This is a genomic window from Aureispira sp. CCB-E (assembly GCF_031326345.1).
In the GTDB taxonomy this organism is placed as follows: domain Bacteria; phylum Bacteroidota; class Bacteroidia; order Chitinophagales; family Saprospiraceae; genus Aureispira.
Genome location: NZ_CP133671.1, coordinates 5,430,010 through 5,451,269, shown reverse-complemented (window position 1 = coordinate 5,451,269; position 21,260 = coordinate 5,430,010). Strand labels below are relative to the sequence as shown.

The following is a 21,260-nucleotide window of genomic DNA, read 5'->3' as shown; positions in this document are numbered from 1 at the left end:
AAAGAAATAAGAAAACTATCGAGCTCTAAATTTAAAAAAGACAAAACTACTTAGAAGCAACAAGCCTCCAAAGACAGCCAAAGCAATATACCATGTCCGATAGCTTTTGTGAATAGGAATGCTAGCGTAATCACCTACTTGCACAAAACAAGCCCACAAAGCAGGGTGAGTAGATAAGCCTTCGTAATTATCCAAATAATAGAGTTTGGCCTGTTGAATGGCTTCGTCCTTTTCCATGCCCAAGCTAAGGTTGGTGTAAAATTTCTCAATGATAATAGAACTAGAATAATCATTGAGACTCCACAAGGTCGTTAACATACTAGGAACGCCCGCATACATAAAATCTCGTCCAATACTCAAAATGCCTTCTCCCAATTGATACTTTCCAATTCCTGTTTCACAAGCAGATAAAACTACCAAATCAGCATTTAAGCCCAACTGCTTGATCTCATACGTATACAAGATATTATCTTCCATTTTGTCGCCGTTTTCAGCCAAAGCTAAGCCCGAAAATTCAGGGTGTTTGGTATCAACTAAGCCATGAACTGCAAAGTGCAAGATGCTGTAATCTAAAGCTTTTTCTTTGAAAGCGGCTTCGGTTGCAGCACCATTGACCAAAAAGGTACCATCAAAAGACCATTTTAAAAAATCTAGTTCTCGAATGGCACCAGGAAGTTCTACCAGCTCTGTTCGAAGCTGTTTTTCATAAGGACTTCTCCACTTGGGAGCGGTTTTGTTGGCATAGCTAGGAGCCAAAGCTAAGATACGACCATTTTTAGAAGTTTCTTTTTGAAGCAAATGTTCAATCCATAAGGTAGCAGAATAGTTGTAGTTAATTTTGTAATCTCTAATTAGATATGGGAGAGGAGCAAAATTGGCATTGCTATTGGATTGATTGATATCTAATGGAACTTCTTTGGTTAAAAAAGCTTCAAAAGGTAAATAGCTCAATCGCCCATCAGGAATGATAATCAATCGTTCTACAGAGGTATTTTGTAAGCTGTTTTTTAAAAATGTTAGATAGAATTGATGAGCTGTTTCAAGAAACTGGTTGTAACTTTTAGCCGTATTTTGAGCTGCTTCATCCAAACCAATTAAAATAGCTTGAAAATCGGCAACATCTTGGTGGTAAGAATCTGTTCTTGGAATCGTGTGTACGGTAGCTGTCTGCTTGGTAATGCTAAAGGCATAGATATTAGATACGCCTTCAAAATACTCAATGAAAGCAGTCTTAGCATCCAGTTGATCTTGTACGGCTTTGATTCCTGTCGATTTGATGGTATATTTTAGTTTATAATATTCAGGATACTCCAATTCAAATTGGTGCAATAACATCATAATTTGATCGGTATACTCAAAAATCAAACTGTCTTGAAAAGCCATCATAGCTTCATCCTTGGAGAGTGTAGCATCAAAATGCTTCTTTTTGGAATCTGATAATAGTTGATACAAAGCTCGCTCACGGTGAATCAGCTCTTGAGGGACTTTGCCAAGCGCAAAAGCCTCATTTTCTTGGAAAGTACTGATCATTAGCATTGATTTGCTGCGTTCTGCCAAGGCAAATGCTTCGCTTAGGTATTCCGTATTATTTGTTTTTTTATAGATGCTTAGTGCAATTTGTATGGCTTGCTCAAAAGCAGGAATGGCTTCTTTATTCAACCAAGCTAATTGAGAAGCTCGACTTTTGATACTTCGATTGATGGATTCTATGGTTTGGGTAGCTAATTTTGCAGTTTGATATAGGATTTTTTCTGTAGCAATTGGATAATCTTGATTATAAAGTATATTCAAATACTTCATTTTTTCGTATAAAACAGCTAAAAAAGTTGTTTTATTAGTTAGTTGATCCAATAATTTAGGATTAGAAAGTCCGTCCTTGTCTGAGAAGTCTGTACTTAGAGCACTTAATGCTTCTTGTAGATACTGAAAACCTTGAGTATAATGGCGTTTGGCAAAGACCGTTCGAGCCAGTAATAGGTAATTCAGCCCAACTTGAGTATGTTTCGGTCCATAGGTTTTTAGAGCTGCTTCTAGCGATTTTTGACCGTATAGTTGCGCATTTTTAAAATCGTGTTCTCGAAAGAAGTAATAGCCATAATATCTATATGTTATATTGATCATATAAGAATTATCATGATGAACTTCTAGTGCTTTATGAATATAATAAAGAACAGAGTCTTGGTCAGAGTAGCAATCTACTAATAATTGGTAATTGTGAATTAAATTCTCTTGTAAGTTTTTGTTAAGGGTATCTGCCTTTTCAATCGAAGAAATAGATTGAAAGATATATTGTTTTGCTTTTGCTATTTTTCCCTGTTTGTGGAAAACATATGCTATATTATATAGTAAATGTGAAATTTCATTTGGATCATCTATGGTTACGTTTCTTAGGGTGTTGAGGGCTTTGTGATAGTAATTTAAGGCATTATTATTATCTTCTAAATCATCGTATATATTGGCAAGATGAGCATACTCATAAGCTAAAAAAAAAGGAGTCATTGATTGACTAGTTTTGCCATGGCGAATGGCTTTCATCATACTTTTAATAGCCTTTTCGTATAGACCTAACGCTTTGTAGATAGAGGTTTGAGCTGAATACAAGGCTGGTGTATAGAGTTGTTGAGGGATTAGGTGTTTTTTTTCAATAGCTTCTGCTTTGTGCAAATATTTTTTGGCATTAGATAAATGTTCTAAAAAAAAATACTCAATAGCTATATTAATATTGAGGTGGGCGGCTTGTAAGTGCCGTTTTTGTTGCTCATAAATAGAAATAGCTAGATTGTAATACTTTTCCATAGAATCTATTTCCCCATAAAACAAATAAGCATGGGCAATAGCTCCATAATAAATCCCATTGATGCTACTATCGGTTTCTTGTTGGTAACAGCTATCAATAAAAGCCAAAGTTTTATCCAAGGTTTGATTATCGGATAAGATGCAAGCGATGAAAATATCCTCGTAAATATCAATGGCAACACTATCCAAATGGTATTCCCAACATTTTTCTTGTAGGGCTTGAAAGGCCTTTAGTGCTTGATGGGGTAAGCTATTGCTGACGTGTATTTCTGCATCCAATCTCAATTGGTTGAGTTCTGGAACGGAAAAAATATAAGGTGGTTGGGGCGACTGGAAGGCAAAACTAGTGGAACTAAAAAAAAAACAACAAAAGAGGATAGCTGTAAACCGATAACGCATAGTAAGTCACTTTTACTTAGATGAAAAGAAACAGGGAGAGCATTTGAATTTAGAATTCTGTAACGGGAAGCTGTAATACATACAAATATAAAGCTATCTCTTGAAAAGGAGATAGCTTTGTATATTTATTTTGATTTTTATTATTCTTAGTCAGGGAAAAATAGGATTGCTAATTTTTAACAAACTATTTTTTTGAATTTTAAACCAGAACTTCAGCTTCTATCTGAACGGCTTGGCTATAAGGGCTGCCAATAGTACCACCAGAACCATCTTTCATTGTTGCTGTCATTTCGTAAGTAAAATCTACAGGATCAGAGCTGAAATTCAAATTATCATAAGAAAAAATTCGATCGTCTCCTTCCATTCTTTCAAAATAAAGGACAATATTTTCTGGTTCAGGAGTAGGTTGGTTTGGAATAGTAGGAATGTATACTTGAACGGATTTTACAGACTTGCTATTGTCTTCTCCCACTACTACAGTAACTTTTGTTTTGGTAGAGGTATTAGCCCCTCTTTTTGCTTTCATGTTTCGTACGTAAGCCATAATTGTTTAAGTTTTCTATGTTTTTAAATGTGTTTTATTTGTTTAGCTCTTAGCTTTATTTTTTAGAACTAAGTGAAAAAATAAGGTTTGGAATCGATGTGTTTATGATCATAAAGCGACTCCAACTCTGTGAATAGAGTGGAGGTATTATCTGTGGATAAGGCACAAGAGAAGGTGCCAATGAGCATATTGTCTTATTGAGTTTTAGTTGGGTACGAGTAGAGAAAATAAGTTGTTGTTGTATAATGGAGTGAAACAATGCACTGCTTGAGTTGAGTGATTGTTGATTAACACACCAAAAATATTTCATCAACCATAACAACAAGGGAGTGTTATGATTCTCGTCTAGAAGAAACATAGGGGATATATTTGTATTACAAAACAGTTTCTAAAATCAATCTTTCCTAATATAAATAGTGGACGAAGGAGAAGATAAATTTTAGAAGTATTAAATTAAACAGGGAAACAGGCAACTTTAAATTAGGGGTTAAATTGCCTTATACATTATTTCTGTTTTTTTAAGATAAGTAAAAAAAATGATATTAACAAAAATATAACAGTTCCTATTATATAATAGTTCCAATTTTTTTTATGATTTATTTTAATGCTAGAGTAGTCACCTACTTGAACAAAAGCAGCCCACATAAAGGGATGGGTATATTCATTAGGATAGTTGTCCAAATAAAATAATTTGGCTTGACGAATGGCTTCATCTTTTTCCATCCCTTGGCTTAAATTGTGATAAAATTGTTCAATAATAGCAGCGCCAGATTGATCGTTCAAACTCCATAATGTCATCAACAAAGAGGGGGCGCCAGCATACATAAATCCACGACCAATACTAACGACTCCTTCACCACGTTGGTATTTGCCAATTCCTGTTTCACAAGCACTCAAGACAACCAAGCCTGCTTGAAGTCCTAATTGTTTAATTTCATAGGCATACAAAAAATTATCTTCCTCTTTGCTTTGGTCTTCGGTTAATGCTAAGCCTGAATACTCTGGGTCTTTTTGATCCACCAAGCCATGCATGGCCAAATGTAAAATACCATGTTTAGGCGCAGATGTTTTGAATATCGTCTCATTGGCTTGTTGACCAATATAAAATTGACCAGCATATAATTCTTCCAATTTGCTGACTTCATTAACAGCACCAGGAAGCTCGATCAATGTTTTTCTCAATTCTACTTCTCTTTTTTCACGCCAATTGGGCATTTCAGTAGGGGCGTAGGAAGGAGCCAATGCCAGAATATTGCCATTGATAATATTTTCTTTTTTAGCCTGTTGAGCCATTAGAAGCGTCCCTGAATAGTTGTAACTAACCTTATAATCACGCAGCAAATAAGGAAGGGTAGAAAAGTCAGCTCCTTGGTCGGTTCCTTGTTTTAATAGAGGCATTTCTTGAGTAATCAACACCTCAAATGGCAAATATCCCAACTGCCCGTCAGGGACAATAATCAATCTTTCTGCTGTTTCTTTAACGGCATTTTGAATTAGTTTGGAATAAAAATAGTGCGATTTTTTGACAAATGCATTGTAGACAATGCCAGGTTGAGCAGTAAAAGCTTTGATGTCCATCAACGACTTCTGGAAGCTGAAAATATTTAATTTAAAATCTTCCTCTTTGGCAATGACTTCTACAGACACTCCTTTTTTAGTAATGGCAAAGGCGTAGATATCATTTTCTCCTTCAAAATACTCAATGAAGATAGTTTTAGGACTTAGGACATCTTGGATATCTTGAACAGATGCCACAGAAGATTTCATTTTTAACGTTTTGTACTTAGGGTACTGCTCCTCTAAACTATGTTCTAGTAAATTTAAGTGGTGTTTACAGTCAAAAACAGCAGCTTCCATTTCTTTTTCTTTGGCTGTATTCCCCGCTGTTTTAGCTTCAAAACGTTGTTTTTCGGCATCTGCCAACGCTTCTTGCAGGTCATCCAATTTTTTTAACAAGCTATCAGGGATACCACCCAAACTAGAGGCAATCGCTCCTTGCATGGCATCAGCCATTAACATAGACTTACTACGTTCTGATAGCATAAATGCCTCGTTAATGTATTTTTCATCACCTGTTTTATTGGCAACTTCCAAGGCAGAAGAAATAGCCGCTTCAAATAAAGGCAAAGCTTGTCGATTTAATGAACCTCGTTTAGAATTAACATCTTTCATCTTTCGGTTCATTTGCTCCAAGGCTTCTGCGGTCAATTTAGCCGTCCCAAAAACATCATCTCCTGTTACCAAAGGATCGCCTTGCTTGTAAAGTTGTTTGAGGATACTGAGTTTCCTTCTTAAGGTAGACAATAATTCTCCTTTGTTTAAAACATCTGCCAATTTAGGATTACTCACTCCTTTGGGATCCGAAAAATTTAAGCTAATGGCTTCTAATGCTTTTTGGGTATTGAACAGAGCTTCTTGGTAGTTGTTTTCGGCTATATTTATGTCACTTAGCGTGTTGTATGAAATATTTAAAATAGTATTTTTTTCACCATAGGCTTCTTTACTTTTCTGTATTGATTTTAAGGCATATTCTTTTGCTTTGCCAAATTCCTTTTGGGCTAGGGCAATTTGACTTAATATTTTATATGTAGCTGATATTCTATAGGGATACTTTTGATTAATATCTTCAGCTTTTTGTATATAAAATAATGCGGAATCTAAGTTATTATCTTGTTGATAACAAACGGCAATTTGATGGTAATTATTGATATAGTCGACTAAAATATCTTTGTTTCTTTCTTTGGAGGAATTAAGGTAAGATAAGGATTCTAGAAAAGCCTCTTTTGCTAGAGAAAATTTTTCTTGCTCTGCGTATGTAGCTCCAATATTAAATACATAGATGGCTAATTCTTCGGGGGGGTAATTGCCTGATTTAATTAAATTAAGAGCTTTCTGATAGTAGTCTAGAGAATTGTTATAATCCTTTAATGCGCCATAAATTGTAGCAAGGTTGTTATATTCATAAGCTAAAATCAAAGGAGTGGTAGATGGGGCACTTTTTAATGTTTTGATACTAGTAAGATTTGCTTTTAATGCTTTATCGTATTTGGCAAGACCATGGTAAACCATAGTTTGAACGTTATAGATTGTTAACAAATCTAGATTATTGGGTTTTAGCTTTTTATTTAAAATTTTTTCTGCTTTTTTTAAAAATAATTCAGATTGCTGTAAATTGTCCAACATGTAAAACTCAAAAGCTAAAGTTGTATTCAGATTACCTTCTAATATATAACGTTTCTGTTGTTGATATAATAGAGAGGCTTTTTCATAGTATGAATTTATGGAATCTATTTCACCATAAAAAGTAAATAAATGGGCTAAAGCACCATAGTAGATGCCTGTTAGATTAGGATTAGAGTCATTACGTTTTATATTTTCTATTATCTCACGTTTTTCTGCTATATCCAAATCATCTCGTAGAACAATAACGATTAAAATGTCCTCATATACATCAGTAGCAATTGACTTTAATCCCAAGCTGAAGTATTTTTGTTGGACTGATTTATATGCTTGGATAGATTCATCCCATAAACCTTTATCCATCAATTCCTCTGCTTTTTTTTTCTCAACGGTTAATTTTTTTTGTAGCTCTGGAGTATAAGGGGATTCTTGAAAAGAGTAAATGCTACTAATAACCAAGAAAAAAAAGATGAAAGTAATACTTATTTTAATCTGCATATTCATAGAGTGGGTATTTGTAGTGCTACAGGAATGATTTATGAAAAATACATAAAATTGCAAGAATGTTAAATTCTAATAAAAAAATTTAGTAGAAGAGGAGCAAAATACTTACTTTCTGTATAAAATAACAAAAAAAGCCATCCCTATTTTATGGTAGAGATGGCTTTTCGTATTTTTTGTTTGAAGAATAGTTTATGCTTCTACTTCTAAACCTTCAACTACTACGGTGTATTCTGTAGAGCCAAGTGAATTGCCTTCGGCATCCTTTAAATCAACTACTAAATAATAGATTTGATCCGCAGCAGCAGAGGGATCATCAAAATTTAAAGTATTGTCTTTAAAGATTTTTTTGCTATCCTTTATAATAGGATCTGTTAGCAAAAGTTCTGTAGGAATTGGTTCTGGACCAGAATAGTCAGAAAAAATAACCTCTGCAGAAACAATATTATCTTCGTGATCACCAACAACGACCAATCTTAATCTAAATTGTTCAGGTTTTACTTCTCTGATAGTGACATTTCGAACTCTAGCATCTCGACTATCTTCTACTTGTAGTGTTACGGTTAATGGTTCTCCAACTTGTTTGTTGTTGACATCTTTCATAACACTAGTTACAGGATATGAAAAGTTTACAGCATTGTCACTAAATGTTAAGTCGCTGAACACAAATTTTTTATCTCCATTTTCTTTAGTGACTTTTAGAGGTAATGTCATTTCATTAGGAGAGGGAATGGGTTGATTTTCTATAGTAGGAATAGAGACATCTACAGTCTTTACTATATCCTCTTCAGAGTCATCGCCAACAATAATAACAACTTTATACTTACTTGGATTTGTAAGTGATTTTCTTAACCTTCCACGACGTTGAATAGCCATAACTTATTAGGGGTTTGTAAGGCAACGGGGACGAAATGTATTGGTGTGTGTTCCTTGTTACCTATTCGTTAAATAAATAATTTAATTTTTTTCTTACATTTTGTAATTACACCAATTAATGGAAGAAAAACAAAAGTATTACCGCTTGCTTTTAGTTTTTTGTATTGCATTTGTGACATAGCAGTGGGTGTAGTTTTGTTTTGAATAGATGTAAAATGTAATTGATAATCAAGAAAAATGCAAAGGTTTATTTTATTTTTGAACGGGTTTTTTGTGTGAAATAAAAGTTTAAATTTTAGGCAGATTTAAAGTTTTTTTAACGCAAAAAAAGTTTTTTTTGATGGTAATAAATGACTTTTTTAATTTTTTCGATATAAAATTTGGATAACTAAAGCAGCTAAAAATAAAAAAGCTCAACATCATCTAAGATATTGAGCCTTTCAACTTTTATTAATATTTCTAAAGAAAGAAAGATTTTTTAAACCATATTAGCGTGCCAAGATGTTCCAAGAGCAACTTCCCATTTGCTTTCTAAGTCGGCTTTGGTCGTCACCAAATTATTAAAGACAATGGTAGAATCATTAATTTTATTACTTTGATATAGAACAGAAAAATCCTCTCTATCAGCGGATTCTACCGTAGAGTCATCTACTTTATAAGCAAAATTAAGGCGATCAAACATATTGACCTCCATTGCCTGCTCAATCTCTTTGATAATGGCAACTGACGAATCAATAGAACAACCGCTTGGTGCTTCGTGAGCTTCATCTACTACGAAAATGACAAAGCGATTGTAACGAATGCCCGCCCAAGCTTTAACGGCGGCGCCGTGGCTTTGCCAATGAGCTACAAATTGATGTAGTTTTTTTTCTATTTCCTGCGTTTGAGCATCTGAAAAAGCACGGTTGGATTGATAAATCCATACTCTAGATGTTGTTGGTAATTCTTGATAGTCAACCATTGTTTACAAATTATTAGATTGAACAATCAATTCCGACAAATCAAGTACCATTACATCTTGTTTTTCGCGTTCTTTTAAGCCATCTTGCAACATAGTAATACAGAATGGACAATTGGCAGCTACAATATTAGGATTTGTATCTAAAACTTGGTCGGTACGAGCAGAATTAATGCGTCGGTCGCCTTTTTCATCTTCTTTAAACATTTGGGCACCACCAGCACCACAACAAAGACCTTTTGATTTGTTGTCAGCCATTTCTGCTAAGTTGGCATCCAATTCTTTTAAAACATTTCGAGGCGCTTCGTAAACCTCATTGGCGCGGCCTAAATAACAAGAATCGTGATACGTAATGGTTTTACCTTGGAAGGCACCGCCATCTACTTTTAATTGACCATTGTCTATCAATTGTTGTAGATATTGGGAATGGTGCATTACTTGAGCATCGTACATTCCTATTTTAGGATATTCATTTTTCAAAATATTAAAACAGTGTGGGCAAGTGGTTACAATTCTACTCACTTCATAAGTGTTTAGAACCATGATATTTTCTTGTGCCTTCATTTGAAAGGCAAATTCGTTTCCTGCTCGACGTGCTGGATCGCCCGTGCAAGACTCCTCTTTGCCCAAGATCGCGTAGTTAATATTCAACTCATTTAAAATTTTACAGAATGCTACGGTAATTTTTTGAGCTCTTTGATCAAAACTTCCTGCACAACCTACCCAAAACAAGACTTCTGGTTTCTTTCCTTCTGCATGCAAATCTGCCATAATTGGCACATTCAATTTCTTATTATCCATGATTGATTTCTTATGTTTTGTGCAAATAAAATAAACTGCACGATTGATTGATTTTGAATTTGGAGGTTAAAATAAGAAAAATACTCGATTTTTCACTTTATAAAGACAGACATCTATCCATCTTTAAATTGATTCTAAATAGAAAGTTAATCTACGATACCTAGAATTCTAGGAACATCCCAGATGGACATGAAAAAAGGACCATACTTATTTTGAATAATTTGTTCTTCTTCTCGTTTCCAAAAATGTAGATTACTAACAGGGTATAAATAACCAAAGTCATAAGCGGTACTCCCTCCATGGTCTATTGGGCGAGCAATATATTCTAGTGGATAACGGTAATGTTGCTCTTGTTTATTGACCAAGGCTTGTGCTTCAAGTCGAATTGTTTGGGCTTGTTCTATATAATCTTGGAGATTAGGAAGGCTCTCTTTATCTAACATTTCTTGGCGTTTACCCAATAGAAAGGACAAGGTATGAGCTTTGTGTTTTGCTCTAAGACTAGTAATACTTAGTCCATATGTCAATTCTTGTAGCAACTTATTTTGTGCAGGACTTAATAAGTATTTATTAGAACTTAGGTCTGTGATAATCGCATCACTAAGTGTTGCAAATTCTAATAGTGGATCAATAGCTTTTTTGTGAAGAATGCGAATATCATCCTTATTGGCTTTTTTTCGCATCCATCGATAACTTTTTTCGGGGCGTGGATGCAACTCCAATGCTAGGAAATCGGGTAGCTCGTCCGTGACGGTTTGCGCTACCATGTAGCGAATTAGTTCTTGCTCTTTAATATAGTTTGTTTGTAGTCTATTTAGTGTGTTTAAATGATCTACAATAGCTTGATTTTGAAAAATATCCGCTAAAAACTGAGTGGGTCTAGGTTGAATAACTCTTTCATTAAAAGTATGTTCCCAAGACCATCTTGCTATACTCCAATCAATCAACCAATAGCCCCATTCCCAGCCAGAACTAAAGGTTAGATGTCCCTCAACATTTAGGGAATCCATCAACAAAATATCTGCTAATCTTGTTTCTAAATAAGGTGTGAGTAGCATTGGCACTGAATTGTCAAAAGTAATCCAATATGCAGATTCGGGGTAATACCAAGTTTCACGGACTTTTTGTTCTTCTTGAAGCAAGTCTAGTAAGTGTAGCAAATTTTCATTTTCATATACAGGAGCTTTTTTGTCAACCAAGCCATAAAACATGACCGTATGAATGAAAGTAGCTCTATTGGCATCAAGTGCTTGTTGCGTTGGGGTAAGGCTATCTGTAGATGTAGCTTTACTAAGCATCTTATCCTGTTTGACAACATGTTGGCGACCAGCCAAATGTGCGTGGTGTTTGTTTTTGATAAGATCGGTTACATACAATTGTAGTTCTTGAACTTTGGAAGCGTTACCTTGGGTGAATTCTGTGGTAGAGGCTTCCATGGCAATCACATCCCACGGACAAATAAATAATATTTCCAGATTTTTAGCAATTTGTTGTTTGGCACTTTGGAAAGAAGCTGGAAAGTTCTTGTATAGCATAAAAGCTTTTTGCTGTGTCATGTGCAAACTTAAATCTAGACCAACTAAAATTCCTCTAGAATGCGCATAGTCCACAGCAGGTTTGATATACTGCACCCAATGTTCTAAATCTTCTTGTTCTAGTAAATTAAATTCAAAATAGTTTTGTTGGTTGCGTACCAACCAATCAATATATTCTTTAATCTGTTGAATACCATTTGGACAGCTTGGGTTTAGTAAGGGTTCGGTAAGTTCTAAAGGGTGCATGGTATGTAAGTGAAAACCTTTTTTCCCAAAACGAGGGGTAGCCGTCCAAGAAAAGTTTTCTGTCAAAGGCCAAAACTTTAAGTCGGGAATAATCGTTTCTTTAGTATGGTAAAACGAAAACCATAATTGTTCTTGCAGCAAACCATATAGTCCAAAACTAACACCTAAAAAACTTGGTGTGCTCAATTCTAAGTGAATTTGTTGTTGAACACGTTTAGAAGTCCAAGTATATTCATGAACAGGGTAGTCAATCATGGGATACGCTAACCTTTTGTTGGCATAAGTAGAATAAGAAGCAACATTGTTGGTATCAATATCGGGCAAGAATAAAAGAATTTCTTGAGAGCGATCGTTGATTTTAACTTCACATTGGCATGCTTTTTTTAATAAAATGACACAATCGTCTACTGATTTTTGAACCAGTCTATTCTCTAAAAGAGAACGACTAGCTAAAATAGAAATGCCATTAATTCCATATGTAATGGGCATTCCTAAAAAAGAAATTATAAAAATTAAAAATAATTGTTTTTTCATAAAAAAATCCCTTTGGATCAATACTCAAAAATCATTTGTCGAGGATTTACTAGAGTGTGACCCTTGTTTTTTATCTATTTGAGGTAAATTAACCCTTGATTTGCATGACTTAAAGAGAACAAAAATAGAAAACTTAAAAGGAATGCAAGCATGGATGGCTTTTTGTTTGCAAAAAACATAGTCTAGTAAGATTTTATTTATTGGGTAGAGCCCTGTTTTTTGCTTGTTATTTCTGCCTTAACTGTAAGGTATGATGATAATGTCTAGTGAATTGAAAAAAAAAAATCAATTTTTTAAATACTCCAATCAAATATGTATCTTACCAAGCTAAAAACTCCAAACATGTTGTTAGTAATCCACTGAGTTTGCGTTGGTCGTAAAACTATTACTATGTTTTATGCGTAATCAATGGAGTATTAATTTATATTATATAACCTTATCTCCTGTGTGGAGGCTGAAATTATAACAATGAACATGAGAAAAAAACTTCAAAATTTATTTGTTTTACCTTTCTTTTTATTGTGCTTCTTGTCTGCGCAAGCGCAAGATTATGTCTACGAAATTCAATTGGCTATTTATGCAACGCCTGAGTACAAGAAATTTAAGCCTTTGCATTCTATAGGATATGTTTATTCTGTGGAAATGGACAACAGTTTGTATAGAATTATGATGGGGACGTACACTAGCAAAAGCACAGCAAAAGATAAACTAAGGTTGATTCAAAGAAAAGGATTTAAAGATGCCTTCTTGGTTAAAAAAGAACTAAAAGAGACAGATGCAGTTTATATTGTTCAGTTGGCAACCTACGACCAACAAGCAGATATCTATTGGCCAGACTGGCAGCGTCTTTCTCCTCAATTAGTAGCACAGTTAAGCGATAATAAAGTGCGTGTGGCTATCGGACCGTATTATACTAGAGCAGAAGCCGAAGAAGTGCAAGCGAGAGTCCAAAGACGTGGTCCTAAAGATATTTTTATTAAAAAAGTAAGCGAAAAAGTACTGCACAAAGTAGAAAAATTTGACTTGGAACGCTCTGCTAGTTACGGACAGAATTCGGGAGGTGTGCGTCTTTCTGTAAAAGCTTTGCAGGAGTTGTTAATCCAAGAAAAATTATATGATGTTGCCTCTAATGGGGTGTTAACACCAACTACAAAATCTGCCATGATTCGATATAAAAAGACCAACAAGCATTATTTGTTGCACCGCAAAATGGCAGAAGAAATGGATTTGAACAATGCTATAGAGGAATATACATTGCAATATTATATTAATATGATTCCTGAAGATGCAGTTACTGCTGCTGCTGGGTTGGAGCAATTCAAAAATCCAATTTCTAAAGTTTTTCTAGCCTATATTTATTTGAATGAAGATGTGAGGATTGCTAATAAAACGGCTAAAGTAAATGAATTAATGAACAACTCATTAGAAAGAGTTTTTAAAGGATATAGAGGCGAAACACGTTATGATTTTAGCATGAGATACTCTTACGAAGAAATCGGGCAGCTGATTCAACACATGAAGGCGATGTATGAGGTGTTAAAAGAACGCCCTGATGTCCCTTGTTGGATGTTTGAGCGTCATCCCAAATTAATGAAAGAAGCTTTTCAGCCTTATTGGCAAAATAGGAGAGATGATTATACTGTTTCGAGCGATTGTGGTAGTTTTATGGATCTTGAAGAATTACGTATTTTGTCTTTAGTTTCTGAAGAATTTTCAGAGAATAAAGGTACTTTAAAAGAGCTACATTCTATCAACCAACTGTATGTTTTGCCACAGCCAATCCCACACCAAGAAATTGAAGAATTGGAAAAATGGAACGGAAGATTGTGGAAAAATCTAAAAACATTAGAAACGGGCAGTCCATTGCAACAAAATATGTATAGTTTATTGCGTTTTTCTTACTACGATGCCCTTCAAAGCTTAGAAACACACTTTATGTTTAAAGGAATGCCTGGTATCGAAGCGCGTTCATTGGGGCTAAAAATATTAAAGGAAACAGTAGGAGGAAACTTAGCAGCTTATTTGAAATAAGCATTCCTTTCATAAAAAATTACAATTTGAATTTGGTAATAGACGCTGTAGTCTGTTACCAAATTTTTATTTTAAGCAGTCAATTACTTTTTCCACTATCGCATCTACCCAAAGTTGGTACATCTTGCCACTAGGATGTAATCCATCTTTGGCAATTAATTCTTTCTCTTTTGTTGCTGTTCTAGAAATTGGTGTAATATCAAACCAAGGTAGTTGATACATAGTGGCAATTTTTTGATAGACAGCATTCCATTCATCAATAGCTTTTCCGATTTGTTTGGCTCTAGGCAACCCATAAGGAGTTGCTCCGTAGTCTGGGATACTCAACACAAAAACGCCATTTCGTCCTGTTTTGCACTGTGAAATAGCTTGATCAAAAAGAATTTTTAAATCTTGCTCATACTTTTGAATAGACGTATTTTGAAATTGATTGTTAACCCCAATAAGAATAGACACCAAATCGTATTGTTGAGACGAGGACAATTGTTCTTGCATTGCATTTAGCAAATGATCCGTTCGCCAACCTGTTTGTGCTATAATATCAGGAGTTTGAAAGGTGTAACCTTTAGTTTGTAGCGCCTCAGTTAATAAAATAGGCCAACGTTGATTTGAGGTAACAGACTCACCAATAGTATAAGAGTCTCCTAGTGCTAGATAACTTAATGCTGCTGGTTTATCTTGTGTTCTTTGAAGGGAAGAAGGAGGTATGGTGCAGCTATTAATTGTAATTACAATAAAACAAAATAAAAGTAGTTGGTGCTTCATCTTTTTAGTGCTTGTTATAATTTCTAGTAATTAGCCATACTGTTACTAGGAGGTTTCAACGAACTATCGAATTTTAGTAACAACGTTATGATTACATGGAATAACAAAGTACATGAAAGTATTGATTGAAAAAAATTATGCGAATCCATTATCAAAATATAGCTTGGTATAAGATAAAGAAAAACGCTTGGGTACCCATCCCAAGCGTTTAAGATCTTCTAAGATCAATGTATATAATTACAATGGTAATTGCTAAATTCAGAACGTGCAAAGCATTCTACTTTGAGAAAACAGCTTATTGTTTTTCAAAATTGTACTTAATTCCTAAAGAAATATTCATACCAGGTTCGTAGTAAGAAACATCGTATGATTTTCCTTTGAATTCAATGCTTTCACGATAAGGACTCATCAAGATATTATTAACAGCCAACTTGATAGAAAATCCTTTGACAATTGTTTTGCTAATGTTAAAGTTCAATGATGGACGAGGTTGTACATAAGTATTTGGTGTTCCTCCAATTGAAATAAATGAAATTTTAGGTCCAGAGACATTAAATACAACGTTAGCCGATAAACCTAAAGAATCGTTTTTGTAAGACAACAAAGCATTTAAAGAGTAAGGAGATTGACCGTACATCTCACGAGTATTACCAGCGTTAGGATTCTCTGCGCGAATAGCTTTTAACTCTTGTTCATCAATAGTTGTTTGAGAATAAATGTAGGAGAAGTTAGCCCCAATTTGTAAATCCTCTAATACAGGAGTAATAAAACCTAAGTTTTTGCGAACTTCCAACTCAACACCTGCCAAAAATGCATTGTCAACATTTCTGTACGTCAACTCTGGATTTAATGCTTTAGGGTTGAAAGTACGTTCAATTGGATTCGTAAAGTTTTTGTAGAAGGCACTAACAGAAATCAATTCTTTATTAGTAGGGTAGAATTCCCAACGCAAATCAGCATTGTCTGTAATCGTACGCTCTAGGTTTGGGTTTCCAACAAACGCATATCCACCTTCAACATCAAAAGAAGTAAATGGAGCTAGCTCTCTAAATGATGGACGAGCCAAGGTGCGAGAGTAAGCAGCACGTATTTTCATTTTTTTAGAAGGCTCATAGTTCAAACTAAGGGCTGGTAAGATATCTAAATTGTTCAAAATATTTTGTTTCCCATCTAGATCAGGATAAGCAGTCAGCACTTTATAGCTGTATGTTTTCAAGCGAACAGAAGTATATTCGATACGAGCACCTGTAATCAAGTTCAAGCCACTAATCAAAGGCAGTTCAACCATTGCGTATCCAGCATAAAGACTTTGGCTCGCATCATAAATATTGGCAGAATCCAAGGCATTTTCAATATAAACACCATTACCATTATTCAAATAACCTCCATTTTCTGTTGTTGCGATTAAGTTAGAAGGAGCAAAGTATGTGTTTAAATCTCCGTTGTAGTTGATTTGTTGATTTTCAAAGCTATATCTATTTTCTTTGAATGTTCTATCTTTGGCAGCGTGTGCAAAGCCCGCTTTAATTTTAATTTTTTCTTTGACATCATTAGACCAGTGAATCAAAGGCATTGTAAAGTCAATTTTGTTGGACCAGTTGCCTTGTGCCATATCTCGGTAGAAACGAGAAGGAGTACGGTCACTAGAAGGTTTGATTCTATAAATATCGTATTCTTCGTCATAACGGTTGGTAAAGTAACGCAAGTCTGGATCTTTTTGAGTCGAACGAGCATAAGAGCTTTTCCAGTTGACTTCGATATTATTAAACTTCAAGAAAGTGTGTTTCCCACCTAATTGGAAGGTTGTTAGACCACGTTGTAAAAATCTAGAAGATTGAGTTTGAAAGATTTCATCTCTATCATCGTCTTTAATTCCTTCTAAGTATCTTGCTGTCGTGGTAGCACTTTGGTTGTGCATCACCATAAAATTAAAGGTATGCGATGCTTTAATTTTATAAGCAATATTAACCATTCCTCCCCATAGAACATCGTCTACACCTTTTGTGTCACTCAATGCCAAGTTAGAAGTTAATGTATTGACATTATCATACATGCCTGTCAACTGGTAAATACCATAAGTACCATTTTCGTAGAAGCTGTAGTTGCGATTGTAAGACAAGGCTCCAATGATTCCTAATTCGCTTTGGTTATCAAATTTAAAACGATTACCAATACCAAAAGAAAAGCTATGATTAAAAGGAACAGATTGGCGAACTTGTTGCCATGTATTTTTAAAAGAACCTGTCATATCCACTAGTTTTTGAGCGTCATTAGGATCAAAATTAGCAGAATTGTTATTTTGTAGAGCAGGAATTTCAGTTGAGTTAGCAACGATAGAAGGCAAGGCGCGAGAACCATCGTCAAAGCCCAACCAGTCAGTAGAACCTCTTTGTTGAGTCAAGAAGTTTTTGTTAAAAGTAGTTTGTGTATTGTAAGACATAGAAGCACTGGCATCTACGGTAAAACTACTAGGAAAGTTTTTAGTAACAACATCAATGTATCCACCAGTAAAGTCACCCGGAAGATTAGGTGTAAATGTTTTGTAAACTAAGATGTTGTCTAATAAATTGGTAGGAAACAAGTCCATTTGGACGGTATTTTTGTTTGGATCTAGACCAGGAATGTCTGCTCCATTTAGAGTTGTTTTGCTGTAGCGATCTCCAAGACCACGAACATAAACGTATTTGCCACCTTCTACAGTAACACCAGATATACGTTTAACAGCAGCAGCAGCGTCATTGTCACCGCTTTTAGAAATTTCTTTGGCAGAGACACCATCCAAGACAGATGTCGATTCTTTTTTCATAGAAAGAACAGCTGTTTCAGTATTGGTAATACGTTCTGCAGATATGGTTGCACCTAATTCTAGTACAACAGGATCTTCTCCCATTTTTACATCGACAACAGTATTTTCACCTGCTTTTACTTCGATGTTTTCAACTAATTTGTCTTTTAAGCCAAGGTAGCTAAACTTGATAGAGTAAGTACCTGCTTTTAGATTTTCAAATTTGTATTTACCGTCCATGTCTGTGCTAACACCTTGACCAGTGCCTTCAATGACAACATTACCAAACATGATTGGTTCTTTAGTTTCTCCATCAATAGCCGTTCCTGAAATAGAACCAGTTTGAGCGATAGAGAATAAGGGTAGGATTACAAATAAAAATGCAATAGTTGCAATTGTTTTCATGACTCCGTTGTTAATTATATACGATTGTTAGAATGAAATTTTTATGAGAATTTTTGAACAAGCTGTTGGGTGACAGTGGGTATGTTCAAACAATTTTTAGGTATAAGAAAACGAGGCAACAAATTTTTATTGCCTCGTTTTGAATATTATTATTAGTTAGAAACGGTAAACAATTCTTTGCTTGTAGTACCTGCTGCAATGTTAAAGAACACACAGTTAGCAATTTTTAGGTTACCATCAGTAAATTGTTTGTATGAATCTTGGTCTTGACCTTCCAAATCTTCAATATCAATTCCTTTTCCGTAGTTTACGAAAATAGAGTTGTGGTATTCTCCACCAGCATTATCACGGAAAGTAATCGCTTTGCTAGTAGGATTTCCAGTTGACGTTACATTCCAGAACTGAGGTGTAGCAAATGGAGTTCCTGTTTCAGGAGATGTTCCACCATCGTGCTCACCACCACGGTCAGCTGCTGTAGAGCTTGGATCTTGGTGAATGATGATAAATTGATTTTTACCTCTATAACCTTCGTCGTAGTCCAAAGCATCGTCACCACAGTAAGCAGAAATTAAATACTTAGCATTTGCAGTTCCTCCGAACCACTCAATACCATCGTCTTTGTTGGCAATAATCTCGATATATTCTAATGTAGTACCAGAACCAACACCACCTAGAGTCAAACCGTTAATTTCGTTATCGTTACCAATGTTAGAACCACCGTGACGGATAGAAACATAACGCAACGTACCAGAGTTGTCAGCGTTGTCAGAACCACCGTACAAACCACGAGTTTCAGAAGTTGGAATACCTTCGATTTGAGTTTCACCAGGAGTAGAGTTCAAGCCAGCTTTACCCAAGATGATCAAACCACCCCATTTACCACGGTCAGTAGCAGAAGAGTTTCCGTTGTCACCTTCATAAGTAAATACGATAGGATCACTAGCAGTACCAGTAGCATTGATAACACCACCTCTAGCAACGATAAGAGCAGAAGCATTGGCACCAGTTCCTGCTTTTCCTTGAACGATTGTACCAGCATCAATATTCAATGTTTGACCAGCCTCAACAAATACAAATCCGTCTAAAACATAGATGTTATTAGAAGTCCATGTTACTGTATTTCCTTGTGCTTGCATCCATGTATCTGTTACGTTTACTACTGTTTTACCACTTGTGTTTAATGCAGCAGAAGTAGTTGTTCCTGCAACGATACGGCTATAAAAAGACCAGTTGTCGTACCAAGGAGAACCAAAAGCAGAAGCTACAGCTCCTTTGAAGTTTGCTGTTTGAGAAAACCAAGTATCAGAAGATGCTGTTGCACTCAATGTTACACTAGGAACGATAGAGTTAATTGGAAACTGAGGATCTGTTACGCTGTTTCCATTTCCAGCAAAAGATGCTACCCATGGGTCTTCTGTCAACGTTACATCAATTGATGTTTGGCTATTAATATCCATTGTTTTAGAAGTATAACCAGCAGCTTTGAAAGTAAGTGTACCGTCTTTTGCAGCAGTAATTGTATAGTCACCAGATGTTCCAGTAGTTGCTGTTTCACCACTAGAAGCTGTAACCATAACACCGTCTAGTCCATTTGTACCGTCCGTAACTTTTCCACTGATATTTACAGTAGTTGCTTCGGGCGTACAAGCCGTAAAACTAACGGCGATTGCTAAAGTTAAAAACGCAAATAGATTTTTAAGATTTCCCATTTTGTTTTGTTTGAATAATTAATAACTTGTTGACTAATAGTATATTTTGTTTAAAAAGGGGCTCGTGTTGTATTTACCTCAAGCCTTAATTTGGTGCAAAGAAACAGTTTGATTATAAACTCAAAATGAAAACTATATTTTTAATTTGTTAAATGAAGTTTACAATTCCTTAACAAAGTATTTGAGATGCTTTATTTAGAGCGATTGTAGAAATATGTAAAAAAATAAAGCAATTATTTTGAATGAATCCAAAATAATTGCTTTTCTAAAAATGCTCTGTTTTCTTCAAGTACTAATCTGCTATCCTACTACGCTCGTAATTTATGACTTTTGTATTACTAGGGCTAACTAGTTCACTATTGATCGATCTCAACGAGCTGTTTTTAAGAGTTGTCGCAAAGAAAAAACATGCATATAATAGGCAATAGGAACTAAAATAGTCGGTAACAGAGGCATTGGAAAAGTACCTATGATTGTATTATCTTCTTGGAATACTTGTAAAGGAGTTGGCATTGTCATTAAGGCAATGGATACAATATTGATTAGGAATAACAAGCCTAGAATATTCCAAATAATGGCTAGTTGTTGTTTTTGTCGTTGGTTGGCAAAACACCAATAGGCAAAAATAGGTCCAGTTACACCAGCTATGATATCGAAGTTATATCCTTCAAATGTCATTCGTTGCGGCAACGTTTCTGCTAAGAATAAAAACCACAATAGAATTTCTACAAAAAATCGAAAGAACTGAATGTTTAGAAACCATTTAGGAGGCGTATGTTTTAGAATACTATCTAGATGCTCGAAGCGCATTAGCAAATATATAAGAACTAATATAGGAAATGCTAGAGCAAAAGGAAGTCGAGGGGGAAGAGTCGAAAAATCAGAAAAAACACCTAGGATAGATAATGTGGATATGAAGAGGAACCATACGCTAATGCCGATACTATATTTTCTTAAAATGTTTTGCTGTATTTCTGTTCCCAAATGGGCGCTGCTTTTTTTTAGTTGAATATAAATTAAAATTAGCCAAATAATAGTTAGTGCTATAAAGCCTAGCTGTGCTGCAAAAAGATAAGTCATCGCGTATTTGTTTTTTTATAAAAAAAATGATTAACAATACTAAGTGCCCTGTAACGTAAGTTTTTTTCATTATTACAGAGTACTAAGTTAATACTACAAATATCGACCAATTGGC

Annotated in this window: 12 protein-coding genes; 1 reads left to right on the top strand and 11 read right to left on the bottom strand. The window is 35.0% G+C overall.

The genetic code is table 11. The features are described 5' to 3' along the window. Window positions 1-15: 15 nt before the first annotated feature. From QP953_RS21295 to QP953_RS21265, 7 genes are all read right to left on the bottom strand, one after another. Entirely contained in the window at window positions 16-3,195 is a 3,180-nt protein-coding gene (locus QP953_RS21295) for a CHAT domain-containing protein (protein WP_309552904.1), read from the bottom strand. A gap of 199 nt (window positions 3,196-3,394) precedes the next feature. Beyond that, complete coding sequence (locus QP953_RS21290; protein WP_309552903.1) at window positions 3,395-3,739, bottom strand: hypothetical protein; 345 nt, start codon at window positions 3,737-3,739, stop codon at window positions 3,395-3,397. A gap of 504 nt (window positions 3,740-4,243) precedes the next feature. Next, complete coding sequence (locus QP953_RS21285; RefSeq protein WP_309552902.1) at window positions 4,244-7,423, bottom strand: CHAT domain-containing protein; 3,180 nt, start codon at window positions 7,421-7,423, stop codon at window positions 4,244-4,246. Between the two features lie 189 nt (window positions 7,424-7,612). Continuing rightward, window positions 7,613-8,296, bottom strand: coding sequence for a hypothetical protein (locus QP953_RS21280; RefSeq protein WP_309552901.1), 684 nt, complete (start codon window positions 8,294-8,296; stop codon window positions 7,613-7,615). A gap of 478 nt (window positions 8,297-8,774) precedes the next feature. Continuing rightward, entirely contained in the window at window positions 8,775-9,257 is a 483-nt protein-coding gene (locus tag QP953_RS21275; RefSeq protein WP_309552900.1) for a hypothetical protein, read from the bottom strand. Window positions 9,258-9,260: 3 nt separating this feature from the next. Continuing rightward, window positions 9,261-10,055: a (Fe-S)-binding protein gene (locus tag QP953_RS21270; protein ID WP_052599756.1), complete on the bottom strand. Its 795-nt coding sequence runs from the start codon at window positions 10,053-10,055 to the stop codon at window positions 9,261-9,263. 146 nt (window positions 10,056-10,201) lie between these two features. Then, on the bottom strand, window positions 10,202-12,370 hold the full coding sequence (locus tag QP953_RS21265) for a hypothetical protein (RefSeq protein ID WP_052599757.1): 2,169 nt from the start codon (window positions 12,368-12,370) through the stop codon (window positions 10,202-10,204). Between the two features lie 474 nt (window positions 12,371-12,844). Here QP953_RS21265 and QP953_RS21260 point away from each other — a divergent pair, with 474 nt between their 5' ends. Further along, window positions 12,845-14,401 carry an SPOR domain-containing protein gene (locus QP953_RS21260; protein ID WP_309552899.1) on the top strand — a complete coding sequence of 519 codons (1,557 nt, stop codon included), beginning with the start codon at window positions 12,845-12,847 and terminating at the stop codon, window positions 14,399-14,401. A gap of 66 nt (window positions 14,402-14,467) precedes the next feature. Here the strand turns inward: QP953_RS21260 and QP953_RS21255 are convergent, their stop codons facing one another. From QP953_RS21255 to QP953_RS21240, 4 genes are all read right to left on the bottom strand, one after another. After that, window positions 14,468-15,166 carry an SGNH/GDSL hydrolase family protein gene (locus QP953_RS21255; RefSeq protein WP_309552898.1) on the bottom strand — a complete coding sequence of 233 codons (699 nt, stop codon included), beginning with the start codon at window positions 15,164-15,166 and terminating at the stop codon, window positions 14,468-14,470. 295 nt (window positions 15,167-15,461) lie between these two features. Further along, window positions 15,462-18,356: a TonB-dependent receptor domain-containing protein gene (locus tag QP953_RS21250; RefSeq protein WP_309552897.1), complete on the bottom strand. Its 2,895-nt coding sequence runs from the start codon at window positions 18,354-18,356 to the stop codon at window positions 15,462-15,464. Window positions 18,357-18,508: 152 nt separating this feature from the next. Continuing rightward, window positions 18,509-20,065, bottom strand: a complete 1,557-nt coding sequence (locus QP953_RS21245; RefSeq protein ID WP_052599761.1) for a carboxypeptidase-like regulatory domain-containing protein — start codon at window positions 20,063-20,065, stop codon at window positions 18,509-18,511. Window positions 20,066-20,434: 369 nt separating this feature from the next. Next, window positions 20,435-21,145 carry a hypothetical protein gene (locus QP953_RS21240; RefSeq protein WP_309552896.1) on the bottom strand — a complete coding sequence of 237 codons (711 nt, stop codon included), beginning with the start codon at window positions 21,143-21,145 and terminating at the stop codon, window positions 20,435-20,437. Window positions 21,146-21,260 lie beyond the last annotated feature (115 nt).